The sequence below is a fragment of the Mesorhizobium sp. M0152 genome, assembly GCF_040322415.1.
Classification (GTDB): domain Bacteria; phylum Pseudomonadota; class Alphaproteobacteria; order Rhizobiales; family Rhizobiaceae; genus Mesorhizobium.
Map to the genome: position 1 here is coordinate 1 of NZ_JAMYTH010000072.1, position 14,519 is coordinate 14,519.

A 14,519-nucleotide genomic window follows, 5' to 3' on the forward strand; every position below is an offset into this window, starting at 1 on the left:
GTTCGAATCATCAAAACCTCCAAAATGAGGCTTGAATCACTCAAAGGGCGAAAGTGGAATCCTGATTCTCAACAACCCCTAGAGCGAATTCGAAATCCAAACCGATTCCCCTCTGAGCCGCCAGCACAATTGACTGCGGGGAAATTGCATTCCACATCTTCAAAATTGGAAACTTTGTTCCGGGAAGAGAAATGGAGACCAGGCTCGACGGCAAGGTGGTGCTGGTCACCGGGTCCACGCAAGGCATCGGCCGCGCCATAGCCGAGACGCTGGCGCGATCCGGCGCGGCTGGGCTGCTGGTCACCGGCCGCGACAACGCGCGCGGCGATGCGGTGGCTGCTGAACTGACGCAGATCGGCACACCGACGATCTTCGTCGCCGCCGATCTTGGAGACCCGGCCGCCCCTGCCCTTTTGGCGCAGGCCTGCATCGATCGCTTCGGCCGCATCGACGGCCTGGTCAACGCCGCCGGCTTGACCGACCGCGCCTCGTTTCTCGATGCGAGCCTCGACGACTGGGCGGCCGTGTTTTCCGTCAATGCGCGGGCGCCGTTCTTCCTGATGCAGGCGGCGATCGCCGACATGAGGAAGCGCGCGGCGCCCGGCGCCATCGTCAACATCCTGTCGATCAACGCCCATTGCGGCGCGCCGGAGCTCGCCGTCTATTCGGCCACCAAGGGCGCGCTGGCGACGCTGACCAAGAACGCCGCCAATGCTCACCGCTTCGATCGCATCCGCGTCAACGGCATCAATGTCGGCTGGACCGACACGCCGGCCGAACGCGTCATGCAGGCCGACACGCTCGGCCACGGCCCGGGCTGGCTCGATGCCGCCAACGCCGCGCAGCCTTTCGGCAGGCTGCTGGCCCCAGGCGATATCGCCAACCTTGCCGTCTTCCTGCTTTCCGACGCGGCCGGACCGATGACCGGCGCCGTAATCGATCAGGAGCAGTCGGTGATCGGGGCGAACCGGTAAACGTACGCCCGGGTACGGGATCTCGCCGGACCGCATCGCCAGCGTCGTCGAATACGCCATAGACGCACCCGCCGACACCACGATCAACGAGTTCACCATAGGCCCCGCCAACCAGCCCTCGCGCGTGTCGCTCGCTCCCGCCCCCTACCGCTCCGTGAAGGCGCGGGCGAAGGAATCGAGCATCGGCCGGGCGAGGTATTGGAAGAAAGTCCGGTCGCCGGTGTTGATGAACGCCTCGACCGGCGTTCCCGGATAAAGCTGCTCCGCCTTCACGCCGGGCGGCAGGTCGCCGGCGATCTTCAGCTTGGCGCGGAAATAAGGTTCGTGCGTGGCCTCGTCGATCAGCCGGTCGGCCGAAATCTGCGTCACGGTGGCCGGGACCTCCGGCGTGAGCCGCGTGTTCAGGGCGGACAGCCTGAGCTTTGCCGGCTGGCCGACACGCACCTGGTCGATGTCTTTCGGCTTCAGCCTGGCATCGACGACCAGCCCGGATTCCGTGGGCAGGATCTCCATGATCTTTTCGCCCGGGGCGATAACGCTGCCCTTGGAATTATAGCGCGACGACACCACGATGCCCGCTGCCGGCGCCTTGATCGTCGTGCGCCGCAGCACCGCCTCGGCCGCCCGCATCTGTTCCTCGACGTCGGCCAGCGAGGAACGCACGTCGTCCAGCTTGGTCAGCGCTTCCTCCACGCGCTGCGTGGTCAGGCGCTCGATCTGCTCCTGCGCCTCGACGATCTGGGTGTTGGCCGCGGCAAGGTTTGCCTCCAGCGCCCCTGCCTGGCCGACGAGATCGGCCTCGCTGCGCAGCAGCTGCGAATATTCGGTGCGGTTGGTCAGGCCCTTGTCCAGCAGGCCGGTCTTGATGCCGAGTTCCTTCTTCACGATTTCGGCCTGTTGCTGGATGGCGAGTTTCTGGGCGTTCAATCCGACGACCGACTGGCGATGCATGGCGACCTGTTGCCCGAGGATCGATTGCTCCGACCGGAACCGCGAGAGCCTGGCGGCGAACTCCTTCTGCTGTTCGCGAACCAGCCTGTCGAAATCCGGCTGGAACGGCGCCGGCGCGGCGCCCGCGATCGGCGCGAGCCGGTCCAGCCCGTCGCGTTCCGCCTCCAGCCGCGCAGCACTTGCCCTGAGCGCGATCGACTGTCTCGTCAGCCGGTTGAGCTCGGCCAGCGCGGCTGTCTTGTCGAGGATGATCAGGTCCTGCGCCTGTTGCACGCGGTCGCCTTCATGGACCAGCAGCTCCTGGATGATGCCGCCCTCGTGATGCTGGATGAGGATGTTCCCGCCCGTCGCCGAGATGGTGCCTGGCGTGATCACAGCCCCGGACAAGGGCACGCTGGTCGCCCAATAGCCGAAACAGCCCGCCAGCAGCGCTATCGCCGCGTAACCGGTGAAGGCCACCCGCCTTACGTCGGTGCGAGGCTCCCAGCCAAGGCTCCCGACCGCCATCCGTCTACGATCCGAGCCGGACGTTTTGCGGGGTGCCGCGGATCGTCGTGGCGAACGACCCCGTCACCACCGTCTTCTGCGGTCGCGACGGGCCCTTGTCGGCGACCGACTGCCGCAACACCTCGCTGCTTGCGCCGAAGGCTTCGATCACGCCGCCGCGCAACAGCATCACGCGATCGCACGCCTCGGCTATCGAAGGCCGGTGCGTGATCACAATTGCCGTCACGCCGGCCGCCCGCGCCGCGGCAAGCACCGCCTCGAGCGCCGCTTCGCCGCTGCCGTCGAGATGTGTGCTGGGCTCGTCCAGGACGAGGATGCGCGGATTGCCGTAGAAGGCACGCGCCAGCCCGATCCTCTGGCGCTCGCCGCCCGACAGCGTCCGGTCCGAGGGACCGATCATGGTCTGGTAGCCGTCGCGCTGCGCCAGGATCAGCTGATGCGCCTCGGCGCGCCTGGCGGCCTCGACGATAGCGGCATCGTCCGCCTCGGGGTCGAAGCGGGCGACATTTTCCGCGATCGATCCGGGGAACAGCTCCACCTCCTGCGCGAGATAGCCGATCTGCCTTCCAAGCTGGTCGTCGTCCCAGGTCCTGAGATCGGCGTCGTCGATCCTGATCGAGCCGCCGGTCGGCTGCACCGCGCCAACAAGCAGGCGCGCCAGCGTCGATTTGCCGGCGCCGCTCGGGCCGACGATCGCCACGGCTTCGCCGGCACCGACCGCGAAATTCAGCCGCTTGAGGATGGGGGCCGAGCCGGGCGCGGCATTCGGCGCCATGAAGAACAGGTCCTGCACCGAAATCGCGCCCGTCGGGGCGGGCAAGGTCAGTTTGCGCACTTCATCCGGCTGCGCCGAAAGCGCCTTCTCGAGCCGCTTCCAGGACCGCCTGGCGTCGACGATCTGGCGCCAGGATCCGATGAGCTGATCGAGCGGCTGCAGCGCGCGCGACGACACCAGCGAAGAGGCGAAGATCATGCCGGCCGTCATTTTCCCGCCAAGCACCAGCCAGGCTCCGACGCCCAGTATCGCCAGCTGGAGCATCATGCGCAGCGCCCGCGAGGTTCCGCTGAAAATCGCATTGGCCGTCGACGAACGGTCGTGGAGCGCGAGCGCTTCGGCGACGTGCCGCCCCCACACCCGCGCGGCGTTCTGCACCATGCCCATGGCGCGGAGCGTTTCGGCGTTGCGGGCGAAGGCCTGCTCCGCCAGGCTGGCGACAGCCGAACGCTCCGACGACAAGGCATCGTTCCTGCCGATGGCGAGCTGGTTGGCCACGACCAGCCCGACCAGAAGCAAAGCGCCGCCGAGCGTCACCCAGAACAGCACCGGATGGATGAGATAGAGCAAGGCGAGAAAGAGCGGCGCAAAAGGCAGGTCGAACAGCACCGCCACGCCGCGCGACCTGATGAAGGCGCAGACCGTGGCAAGGTCGCGCAACGGCGACAGGCCGCCGGCATGTCTGGGCACCAGCGAAGCGGCGAATGTCCTGGCGCCCAGTTGGCGGTCGACGGTGGCCGCGACGCGTTGCGTGTAGACGGCGCGGACCGCGTCCAGCAAGCCGAGGAAGGCAAGCGCCAGCACCGCGATAGCCGACAGGTAGACAAGCGTCTCGACGCTGGAGGAAGGCAGGATCCGGTCATAGACCTGCAACAGATAGAGCGGGATCACCAGCAACAGCACATTGAGCAGCGACGAGAAAACCCCGACATCGACAATCGCGCGCCGCAACACCGCGCGCAGGCCCGGCCGCACAGTCGAACTCCCCTGACGGCGCGTGGCTCCCGACATGGAGGCCACCTAGACCGTGTGCTCGCCCGTGACGTCCAGGGGGTGTTGCTGGAGGTCGTCCAGCGTATAGGCGCGGATATAGTCGATCTTCATCTGGGCCGGCGTCGCGAGATGATCCGGCGGCGCGCCGGCCAAACCGCCGACCGCGAGATCGGCCAGCATGTACATGGGGCTGTGCATGTCGGACGGCGTCGCCGCTTCGGCGACCTTCACGCCATCGTAGGTCCAGACAAGCTTATCCTGCGTCCAGAGCAGGCCATAGGTGTGGAAACCGTCGGTATCGGCGACGTTTACCGAGGACGAAATCTTCGTGTGCTGTCCGGTCTCGTTGGAGTGCGCCGTCATGAGCAGCGTGTTCGGGTCCTGGCCGCGCGTTTCCACGACGTCCAGTTCCGGCGGCCACGAGCCGTCTTCCGGAAGCAGCCAGAAGGCCGGCCAGGCGCCGGCCGTTTCGGGCAGGTCGGCCCGCATTTCGAAATAGCCGTAAGTCTGCGCGAAGGAATCGTGGGTCGTCAGCAGCCCCGAAGTGTATTCATAATTGTTGATATAGGGCTTGATGTCCGCCGGCGCCTGCGCCGCGGTGATGGTGAGAACGCCGTTTTCGACGCTGAACGGGTGAACGGAGCTCGTCGGGCCGTACTTCGCGTCGATGTACCATTGCAGTTCGCCATTGCTGCTTAGCGTGCTTCCGTTCGCGGCTCCCCACGAGAAGTTGGAATCCCAGGTGCCGCCTTGGCCGTTGTCCAGGCTGAGCGTGTTGAAATCGTCGGAGAAGGACAGCGTCATGCCGGACTTGTCGATCGGCAACTCGAACTGGCCGGGCTGCATCTTGTCGATGGTCGTGCCCTTGAACACCAGCACCTCATTGGATCCGAGGTCCAGCATCACGTTCGCTTCAACCTGGACCATATGCGCCCGGACGGCAGCGAAGGAGTTCAGGTCATAGCCGTTGAGACGGACGGTGTCGGTCGCGTCGAAATCGTAGATCAGGTCGCTTCCGTGGCCCTTCGAGACGACGAAAGTGTCGGCGCCGGCGCCGCCGATCAGGACGTCATTGCCAAGGCCGCCGTCCAGCGTCTGATGGCCGGATCCACCCTTGATGATGTTATCCAATGCGTTCCCGAACGCATAGCGGTTGTCGCCGGTGACGACGAGGTTCTCGAAATTGTCGGGGAGCTTGTAGCTCATCCATGTGTCGATCGTGTCGATCCCGGCCCCGGGGTCCTCGACCACTTTGTTGTTCATCGAATAGAGATGATAATAGTCGTCGCCCGCGCCGCCATAAATGGTGAGGTTGACGGTGCTGTCGCCCCAGAACGAGTCGTTGCCGGACGTGCCGTATAATTGCGGCCCGGATCCGGTCGCGGAAAACCAATGGGTAGAGGCGCCGCTATAGGCAAGAGGAACGCCCTTGGCGTTCAGGACGGTGCTCATCGGACAATCCTTCCTCGTTGTACGTAGTCCGCCAAACCAATCGATGATTGCTGACGGCTCAACTGGTAACCCAAACCATGGTTCCAGGGAATCATCACATAGTACAGCGAAAACTCTCCTCTCTCCAATTTGATATCGCGCAGGAGGAGAATACGATGGCCTATGCAATTCAAAGGTGAAGCCTGGTTTAACTTTTACTCAATATGGACCAATATCTGCTGAAATATCAGGCAGGGCGCCGGTTTTGTTCAACGCGGCCGTGTCGCCACATTTTTGCGGCGACGGATTTTGAGTTAGATTGGCGTCTCCCTGCAGCACCTGAGGGGTAGCCCTTATGGCGAAACGTCCGAGTGGAGCAGAAACCACCGCCGCGAGCGATCTTGCCGACGACGATCCTCGTCTGGCGTTTATCTACCAGGAGGCAGTGAGAGGCCTCACGCACCAGCAGACCGTCGTGGAGAACATGAACACCCGCGCCGGCAGCCTCATCTTTGCCACCGCCTTCGCGAACTCTTTGCTCGGCGGCGCGGCCCTTGCCGACGGGCTTGGGCTTTGGGAGTGGACCGCGGTCGCCCTGCTGTTCGGCATTGGCGGGCTGATCGTCTTCATGCTCTGGCCCTACCACCAATACACCTTCCGCTTCGATCCCGAAGAACTGCTCCATCGCTATGTCGATGGCGACAGCCCGGCAACCATGTCGGCCATGCACCGCGCGCTTGCCCTTCGCATCAAGGCCGACATGGCCGGCAACTGGCGGATCATCCAGCGGCTCCGGGCGGCGTTGCAGATCGCGCTGGTCTTTCTGCTGCTCGATATCCTGGCCTGGCTCCTGGCGATCGCGCACGTTTGAGCGGAGCCCGTCGTCAATTCGTCGGAGGAGCTGCGCCCCGAACCCCTCGCTGGCGCCTGGCCAGGAACATTCCGCCTGCAGCGGGGTTGGGATGATAGGCCCGCGATAGGGCACCAACAGGTGATGCCGGCGGGCTTTTGGAGGAAGTCATGATACGTGCCACCTCTTCGCTTCACCTTTCCCGCCGCCGCGCATTGCAATTTGGGCTGGGCCTCGCCGCCACGGCCGGCCTCGCGCCAGTCTCTCGCGCCTATGCCAAGGAAGAAGTGCAGGACGAAGACATTTTCCGCTTTGCGCTGAACCTGGAATACATGGAGGCCGAATACTACCTCCGCGGCACCACCGGAAAAGGCATCGACGCCGCCGATGCCGGTTCGAAACCCGGCGATGTCGTTGGCGGAAAGAAAGTGTCCTTCGAGACGCCAGCCATCGGCGAATTCATGCAGGAAGTTGCTGAAAACGAACTCGCGCATGTCCGGTTCTACCGCAAGACGCTTGCAAAGAACGCCGTCGACAGGCCGGCCATCGATTTCGATGCCGGGTTCAAGGCGGTTGCGAAGGCAGCGGGCCTCGGGGCGGACTTCGACCCATTCGGCGACGAAACGAACTTCGTCCTCGGCGGCATGCTGTTCGAGGATGTCGGCGTCACCGCCTATGCCGGCGCGGCGACGGTTCTGAAGAACAAGGACTTCCTCGCCGCCGCCGCCGGCATATTGGCGGTCGAGGCCTACCACATGGGAATGGCGCGCTCGACGCTGTACCGGAAGGGAGAGAAGGCCTGGAAGGCCGCCAACGCCGTCTCCGACGCCCGCGACAAGATCGACGGATCGGAAGACAAGGACCAGGGCATCCAGGTGCATGGCAAGGCCAACATCGTCCCCTCGACGCCCGACGCGATCGCGTTCACCAGGACGCCGCAGGAAGTGCTGCGGATCGTCTACCTCACCGACAAGGAGGGAGTAAGCAAGGGCGGCTTCTATCCGGAAGGGATGAACGGCACGCTGAAGAGCACCTGAGCCGATCGGGACAGGCGATCAGCTTCCTGTCGCGGCGCCTGCAACCGGCAACGGCCCCGGTATATTCGCCAGAACTAATGCTTGCTGTTCCTGGGCTGGCGATTATGGTTGGCTAGTTTCCTGAGGCGGCAGGGGGTATGGTCTTGCCTCTTCGATCTGTTCGATCGCACCTGCTTGGTCTGATCGCCGCCGCAGTGGTCCCGGTCTGGCTATTCGCTGCCTATTTGCTGGTCCAGTATGCTCAACAGGAGCGGTACCGTTTCGAGCAGGATGCCCTGCAGACGGCCCGGCAGGTGTCGCTCGTGGTGGAGGGCGAACTCGCCAACCTTCAAACGATCGTCGACGGCCTTTCGAAATCCGCCGCTCTCGCCAATGGCAATCTGCAAGCCTTTCACGGCGAGGCGCTCAATCTGATCCAGGGCAAGGACCAGGTCATTGTCCTGCGCGATCTTGGCCGCAATCAACTCTTGAACACGGAGATCGGCTACGGCTCGGACTTGCCGCCCGTCGCCCCGATAGCTGCTGCCGATCGCGAGAAAATCAAGGCTGGCGGATTTTTCGTCAGCGATGTCTTCGCCGGCAAAGCTTCGAAGGACCGCCGCATCGCCATGTCCATTCGGGTGCCGGCTCCCAGGGGCGAGGCACTGCTTCTTTCGATTTCAGTCCCGACCGCCCGCATCCGAAACGTGATGATGCCGGCTGTCCCGGAGGGTTGGACGGTGGGGATTGGAGATCGCGACGGAAATTACGTGGCGCGTTCCAGATTGGACGAGGAGATGAGCGGCAAGCCCGGACGGGCCGAGTATCTGGAGAAGATCGTCGGACGCTCCGGCAGCTTCACGTCCCGCAACTTCGAAGGCATGACGCTGCTGGCGGGTTATTACCGATCGCCGCACTCCGATTGGTTCTATACCGCCGACGTGCCGCTCTCCCAGGTCCAGGCACCGCTTTGGCGGTCGCTTGCCGCGATTTGCGCGATGGGCCTCCTGTCGCTCCTTGTCTCGGTCGCGCTGGGGTACATTGTCGGCAAGCACTTCACCGGGGCCACCGCCGACCTGGCGGCCCGCGCCGAGGCGCTGGGGCATGGGCGCCGGGTCGAACCCCTGTCCACCTCCGTTACGGAGTTTGCCACCATCGCCCGGGCCATGGTCGACGCGGAGCGCGCCATCGCCGAACGCCGGTACGAGCTGGAAGCGGTGTTGGAGACGGTGCCGGCGGCGGTCTGGTTTACCTATGATCCGAAAGCGCTTCAGGTGATCCGCAACCGCTTCGCGGCGGAGCTCATGGGTTTGCCCACGGATGCATCCGATTCCTTCGGCAGGCCGGAACGTGTGATCAACACCGTGGCGGTCAGGAACGGCCATGCGGTGAGCCGCGAGGACCGGCCTCTAAGCCGTGCGATGCGCGGAGAGCTGACCGACCACGAAGAGTTCGCCTACACGCTTCCCTCGGGCGTAGAGCGCTTCCTGCTCACCAGCGCACGCCCGATCCGCAACCCGGCCGGCAGCATCATCGGTGCCGTGCAGATCAGTCTCGACATCACCGACCGCAAACGCAGCGAGGAGCACCGCAGATTGCTGGCCAATGAACTGAACCACCGCGTCAAGAACACGCTTGCGGTGGTCCAGTCGATCGCGGGCCAGACGATGCGCAACGCCACCAGCCTGTCCGAGGCAAGGCAGATGCTGTCCAGCCGCCTCGTTTCGCTGGCGAAGGCACACGACCTGCTTACGCAGCAGAACTGGAGCGGCGCCGATCTCGGCGACCTCATTGCCGCGTCGATCAAGCCGCACGCCTCGATCGAGCGCTTTCAGATCCGCGGCGAGAGGGTCTGGCTTCCGCCGAACATCGCCCTTTCGGCAGCCCTGGTTTTCCACGAGCTTATGACGAATGCGATCAAATACGGGGCGTTGTCGACGGCCATGGGCAAGGTTTCGATCCGCTGGACGCTCGTCAATCATAAGCATAGCCGCCGGCTCGAGCTCCAATGGCGTGAGGTCGGGGGCCCTGTCGTGGAGCCTGTCGACCGCAAGGGTTTCGGCACCCAGCTTCTCGAGCGGGTATTCGCGTCCGAAGCGGGCCGCGTTTCGCTGCGGTTCGAAAACTCGGGGCTGGTCTGCGATTTGCGCGTGACCTTGCCTCATGACGGTATCGCGGCGGACAAGAACGAGGCCCTGTCGCGGCAATTGTAGATGGTCTTCCCCGCACAAGCACATGGCCCTTTGCGCCTCTATATCGGCCGCATGGATCAGCTTCGCGGTTTCCCTTCGAGCGTGGAGGCGCACGATCGCTTTCCCCGCAGGTGCCGGATAGCGGGGTTCAGCGATCCGGCCCGCCCAGGAATGACGAACGGCGTGACGGCCCTTACTTCACCGTGATGCTCATGCCGCTGAGGTCGGCGTTGACCTGCAGGCCGACCTGCCTGCCGGTGAGTTCGAGTCGGGCGCCCTTGTCATTGGTCATGACGATCACCTGGGCCCCTCTGCCGAGCGCGCCGCCACCGCCCGCCGCGCCGTACACCCCCGTCACGTCCCGGGCGCGGCGTATGTGGCGCACGGTGCCTTTGAAATAGGTCTTGGAGGCACCGAAGGCGAGGCCGCCCGAGACGCCGCCGACCGAGATGGGATAGCGGCGACCATGAAAGGTCAACGTGCCCTCGCCTCCGGAGCCGCCGACGAAAAAGGCCGCCTTGTAGACGGCAAAACGGATCGTACCGCTGTCCGCATGCGCGGCGCTGGCAAAACCAACGCCCGCGGTGGCGATGACGGCAACTGCGACCGAACGAAACCTGGACGAAATCTTCATGATGAGAACTCCTCGAGATCGCCGCCTGCCCCGGCCGGGCATGTCAGCGTCGCACCAAAGCCGAACAGTCTCGCCCGCCATTGGTTCCAAGCACGCGGCCCGAATCCGGATGGCGAGACCGCCACAACGCGCCGGACGAGGTGAAGGCGCACATGACTGCGCCTGATCTCGGACGATGAGGCAGACTTACCTCCGCCCGAAAGCAGACATCGCGGCTGAGTGCTTTCGCGGACGGCGACATGGCGCGAGGGGGAATCCCGGTCCAGTGCAAATGACGCTCGGTCCACCCCCCTTGCGCCGCGCGGCCTGCGAGTTCACTCGATGGGATCGGCTGAGGGCCAGGAGCTCCGAAAGTTTACGCGCGGATCCATGCGGCGAGATTGTTCTCGCGACTGAGTAACGGTCATTCATAAGTCAAAGCTAATATGAACATATTTCCTATCACGTAAACGTCGCAGACCAGATTTTACTGGCCATCGTTTAGCTTGTTGGTAGCCTTCAAGACTATAAACGGCTTGCGGGGCAAATAATTTTCATGCTGCGTTCGGCGCACTTGGGAATCAGGGAGCATAGGCATGGCGGAGCGGATTCTGGCGCGCGATGGGATTTGGGTTTTGCATCTCGCGCGCTTGCAGCAAGTCGTGTCGCTTCGCTCCAGCGCTTCCTCCCTTGCGATCCTTGCTGTCACCTTCGCACTGAGCGCCGCGCCCGCTTGGGCCGATGGCGGCAATGGCAGCGGCACAGGTGCCGGACAAGGTGGCGTTGACGGCCCGCTCGCAAGTGCCACGGGTCAGAATGCCGCAAACGGCGTGGCCTCCGGCGGTGGCGGTGGCGGCGTCGACCTCACAACGGGAAACGGCGCGCCAGGAGGTTCCGGAGGATCAGCTTCAACATCCGGCGACCCCAACGGCGTTCCCGGAGCGACCGGTAGTGCGGGCCAGGTCATTTCCACAAGTGGAACTATCTCCACCAGCGTTAGCGGCGGGACCGGCGCTATTGGTTCATCTGGCGTGGGCGGCACCGCCAGGGGCGGCGGTGGCGGCGGTGGCGGTGTCGGCGCCAGCGCCACGGCGGACATTGCCGTAACCAGCGGCGGATCGGTGAGAGGTGGCAACGGCGGCTTCGCGGGCTCAAACTCCACCTCCGGCGGCGGAGGTGGTGGCGTCGGCGTGTTTTCGTCGGCTAATGTCACCGTCGAAGCTGGCGGCAGCGTCACAGGCGGCACTGGTGGCCGCGCCGTGAGTGTCATAGCAGGCGGTGGCGGCGGCGCAGCCGCCATCGTCCTGACCGGCGGCGGAACAATCGACAACAACGGAAATCTAGCTGGGGGCACTGGCGGAAGAAGCATCGCGGCGGGCGGTGGCGACGGCGGCGCCGGTGTTCTGCTGCTTTCGGGCGGAACGGTTGTCAACGGTACGGGGGCGACGATCATTGGCGGCAATGGCGGTCAGGGTGGGGCGGCGGCGGCCGCCGGTGATGGCGGCGCGGGGATCAAAGGCGCCAACATCGCCGTCATCAATGCGGGCACGATCACAGGTGGCGCCGTCGGCACAGGTGGTGGAACGCCGGTAGCCGGCAAAGCCATCCAGTTCACGGGCGGCGTGAACTCGCTGGAGATTCAGGCCGGCTCGACCATCACGGGCAATGTGGTTGCTTTCAGCGCCGCCGATACGTTCAAGCTGGGCGGCGATACCAGCGCCAGTTTCGATGTGTCGCAGGTCGGCGCTGGCGCCAAATATAACGGGTTCGGGTTTTATGAGAAGACAGGGAACAGCACCTGGACGCTGACGGGGACGACGACTGCCGTCACGCCTTGGACGCTGAGCGACGGTATCCTGAAAATTTCGAGCGATAGCAGTTTAGGTAATCCGATCGGCGGATTGACCTTCGATGGCGGCACGCTGGAAACCACTGCCGACATCACCAGTGCACGGACCATCGCGCTGACCGGGGACGGAACGTTCCTGACGGATCTCGGCACAACCTTCACGCTCAGCAATGTCATCTCCGGCGCAGGCGGTCTCACGAAAGCCGGCGACGGCACTCTGGTTTTGGCGGGTGCCAATACTTACGCCGGCAACACGCTGGTGAGTGCCGGAACGCTGGTCGGCAATGCGGCTTCGATCCGCGGCGACATCGGCAATGCCGGCACTGTCGTGTTCGACCAGACGGCGGACGCCAGCTTTGCCGGCAATATCTCCGGCACCGGCACGATGGTGAAGGACGGCGCCGGCACGCTGACGCTTGCAGGCACCTCGCTGCTCGATTGGACCATCGACCAGGGTGGCCTCGTCTCGGCGGCCGAGCGCTTCGGCGGCGATGTCGCGATCGGCGCCGCCGCCTCCTTCACATTCGACCAGGTCGCCAACGCCAGCTATGCCGGCGTGCTCTCGGGCGCCGGCACGTTCATCAAGGACGGCCAGGGCACGCTGGTGCTCGCCTCGGACAACTCAGGCTTTACCAGCGCCACCACGGTCAGCGGCGGCACGCTTGCCGCTGGCACAGCGAACGCATTCAGTTCCTCCTCGCAGTTCTCGGTCGCCTCAGGCGCCACGCTCGATCTCGCCGGCACGTCGCAGACGCTTGCCGGGCTGAGCAACGCCGGCACGGTTCTTATAGCCAGCGGCGGCCCCGGCCACACACTTACCGTCAGCGGCGACTATGTCGGCAATGGTGGTAACGTCGTTCTCAACACCGCGCTCGGCGGTGACGGTTCGCCGACCGACATGCTGGTGGTCGCCGGCAACACGTCGGGGACGGGCACCCTTCAGGTCGCCAATTTCGGCGGCGCCGGAGACCAGACGGTCGAAGGCATCAAGATCGTCGACGTCGGTGGCATCTCCAACGGCAGCTTCTCGCTCAAGGGCAACTACACCTTCGAAGGCGATCAGGCGGTGGTCGGCGGTGCTTATGCCTACAGGCTCTACCAGGGCGGCACCAGCACGCCCGGCGACGGCGACTGGTATCTGCGTTCCGCCCTGATCGATGGCGGCGGACCCGGAACTCCGCTCTATCAGGCCGGCGCGCCGCTCTATGAAGCCTATGCGGGTGTATTGCAGACCTTCAACCAGCTGGGCACGCTCCAGCAGCGGCTCGGCAACCGCTCCTGGACCGTCGAAGCCCAAGGTGCCGACGGGATTTCCGACGAGGTGAAGGCCGAGGCCGGTATCGGGCTGTGGGGCAGGATCGAAGGCACCAGCGGCTCCTACGATCCGGAAAGCTCCACTACGGGAACGAGTTATGACACTTCGACCTGGAGGCTGCAGACCGGCGCCGACATGCTTTTGTCCGACAGCGCGGCCGGTCAGCTCATCGGCGGCGTCGCCTTCCAGTACGGTACCGTGTCCGCCGACGTCTCCTCGGTCTTCGGCAGTGGGTCGATCGATAGCACCGGTACCGGCGTTTCCGGCTCGCTGACCTGGTACGGCGCCGAGGGCTTCTACCTCGACGGCCAGGCGCAGGTGATCTGGTACGACAGCAATCTCGACTCGGCGACCGCGGGACAGCGGCTCGTCGACGGCAACAATGGCGTCGGCTACGCGCTCGGCGTCGAAGCGGGCAAGCGTATCATGCTCGATCCCAATTGGTCGCTGACGCCGCAGGCGCAGCTTGCCTGGTCGTCGATCGACCTCGACGCCTTCACGGACGCCTTCGGCGCGAGGGTCACCCCCGGCAGCAACGACAGCCTGCTCGGCCGCCTCGGCCTCTCGCTCGACCACCAGACGCAATGGCAGGACCGCGCGGGCCGCGCCGGCCACACGAACCTCTACGGCTTAGCCAACCTTTATTATGACTTCGAGGATGGCTCCTCGGTCGACCTCGCCGGCAGCAGCCTTTCGAACCGCAACCAGCAACTGTGGGGCGGCCTCGGCATCGGCGGCACGATCAACTGGGCCGACGACAGGTTTTCGGTATTCGGCGAAGCCATCGCCCGGACGGCACTGGAAGACTTTGGCGATAGTCATGCGCTGACCGGCTCGCTGGGATTGCGGGTCAAGTGGTGAGCGTTCCCCACGCCGCGGGTTCTCCGCGGGTTTGAAGGAGGTGTTGGCGAACGGCAGGTTCTTGACCCAGAGTCTCTCAAAGACGAGCCGCTTAAGGCAGCTTTGCGCCAATGCACGAACCCGCTGCGCGGGAGGGCCGCCTCCTTCTGAGATGGCGTGCATGTCATAGACCTTGAGCGGGTAGAGGCGTCG

9 protein-coding genes are annotated in these 14,519 nt (G+C 64.5%); 5 read left to right on the forward strand and 4 right to left on the reverse strand.

Features of this window, described 5'->3' with window-relative positions:
- Positions 1-191: 191 nt before the first annotated feature.
- A complete protein-coding gene (locus NKJ26_RS32070; protein ID WP_352699771.1) occupies positions 192-974 on the forward strand; it encodes an SDR family oxidoreductase in 783 nt (260 codons plus the stop codon).
- Positions 975-1,118: 144 nt separating this feature from the next.
- Here NKJ26_RS32070 and NKJ26_RS32075 read toward each other — a convergent pair whose 3' ends face one another.
- The 3 genes from NKJ26_RS32075 to eglC are packed head-to-tail and all read right to left on the reverse strand — an operon-like array spanning position 1,119 to position 5,652.
- Positions 1,119-2,432: an HlyD family type I secretion periplasmic adaptor subunit gene (locus NKJ26_RS32075; protein ID WP_352699773.1), complete on the reverse strand. Its 1,314-nt coding sequence runs from the start codon at positions 2,430-2,432 to the stop codon at positions 1,119-1,121.
- A gap of 4 nt (positions 2,433-2,436) precedes the next feature.
- Positions 2,437-4,218 carry a type I secretion system permease/ATPase gene (locus tag NKJ26_RS32080; protein WP_352607208.1) on the reverse strand — a complete coding sequence of 594 codons (1,782 nt, stop codon included), beginning with the start codon at positions 4,216-4,218 and terminating at the stop codon, positions 2,437-2,439.
- A gap of 9 nt (positions 4,219-4,227) precedes the next feature.
- The gene (eglC, locus tag NKJ26_RS32085; RefSeq protein ID WP_352607210.1) at positions 4,228-5,652 is read right to left on the reverse strand and encodes an endo-1,3-1,4-beta-glycanase EglC; all 1,425 of its coding nucleotides are present in this window, start codon (positions 5,650-5,652) and stop codon (positions 4,228-4,230) included.
- Between the two features lie 334 nt (positions 5,653-5,986).
- Between eglC and NKJ26_RS32090 the strand changes: the two genes are divergently transcribed.
- The 3 genes from NKJ26_RS32090 (at position 5,987) to NKJ26_RS32100 (ending at position 9,710) form a co-directional block, all read left to right on the forward strand.
- Positions 5,987-6,502, forward strand: a complete 516-nt coding sequence (locus NKJ26_RS32090; RefSeq protein ID WP_352607212.1) for a hypothetical protein — start codon at positions 5,987-5,989, stop codon at positions 6,500-6,502.
- A 149-nt stretch (positions 6,503-6,651) separates the two neighbouring features.
- Positions 6,652-7,518, forward strand: a complete 867-nt coding sequence (locus NKJ26_RS32095) for a ferritin-like domain-containing protein (protein WP_352699775.1) — start codon at positions 6,652-6,654, stop codon at positions 7,516-7,518.
- 137 nt (positions 7,519-7,655) lie between these two features.
- A complete protein-coding gene (locus NKJ26_RS32100) occupies positions 7,656-9,710 on the forward strand; it encodes a sensor histidine kinase (RefSeq protein ID WP_352699777.1) in 2,055 nt (684 codons plus the stop codon).
- A 172-nt stretch (positions 9,711-9,882) separates the two neighbouring features.
- On the opposite strand, the gene NKJ26_RS32105 is transcribed toward NKJ26_RS32100, so the two are convergent.
- Positions 9,883-10,323, reverse strand: a complete 441-nt coding sequence (locus NKJ26_RS32105) for a lipid-binding SYLF domain-containing protein (protein WP_352607218.1) — start codon at positions 10,321-10,323, stop codon at positions 9,883-9,885.
- A 1,010-nt stretch (positions 10,324-11,333) separates the two neighbouring features.
- Between NKJ26_RS32105 and NKJ26_RS32110 the strand changes: the two genes are divergently transcribed.
- The gene (locus NKJ26_RS32110; protein ID WP_352699779.1) at positions 11,334-14,327 is read left to right on the forward strand and encodes an autotransporter family protein; all 2,994 of its coding nucleotides are present in this window, start codon (positions 11,334-11,336) and stop codon (positions 14,325-14,327) included.
- Positions 14,328-14,519 lie beyond the last annotated feature (192 nt).

What these genes read in the sequence shown, in the direction of transcription:
- NKJ26_RS32070 (WP_352699771.1), top strand. Translation starts at nt 192, where the DNA reads ATGGAGACCAGGCTCGACGGCAAGGTGGTGCTGGTCACCGGGTCCACG.
- NKJ26_RS32075 (WP_352699773.1), bottom strand. Translation starts at nt 2,432, where the DNA reads ATGGCGGTCGGGAGCCTTGGCTGGGAGCCTCGCACCGACGTAAGGCGG.
- NKJ26_RS32080 (WP_352607208.1), bottom strand. Translation starts at nt 4,218, where the DNA reads ATGTCGGGAGCCACGCGCCGTCAGGGGAGTTCGACTGTGCGGCCGGGC.
- eglC (WP_352607210.1), bottom strand. Translation starts at nt 5,652, where the DNA reads ATGAGCACCGTCCTGAACGCCAAGGGCGTTCCTCTTGCCTATAGCGGC.
- NKJ26_RS32090 (WP_352607212.1), top strand. Translation starts at nt 5,987, where the DNA reads ATGGCGAAACGTCCGAGTGGAGCAGAAACCACCGCCGCGAGCGATCTT.
- NKJ26_RS32095 (WP_352699775.1), top strand. Translation starts at nt 6,652, where the DNA reads ATGATACGTGCCACCTCTTCGCTTCACCTTTCCCGCCGCCGCGCATTG.
- NKJ26_RS32100 (WP_352699777.1), top strand. Translation starts at nt 7,656, where the DNA reads ATGGTCTTGCCTCTTCGATCTGTTCGATCGCACCTGCTTGGTCTGATC.
- NKJ26_RS32105 (WP_352607218.1), bottom strand. Translation starts at nt 10,323, where the DNA reads ATGAAGATTTCGTCCAGGTTTCGTTCGGTCGCAGTTGCCGTCATCGCC.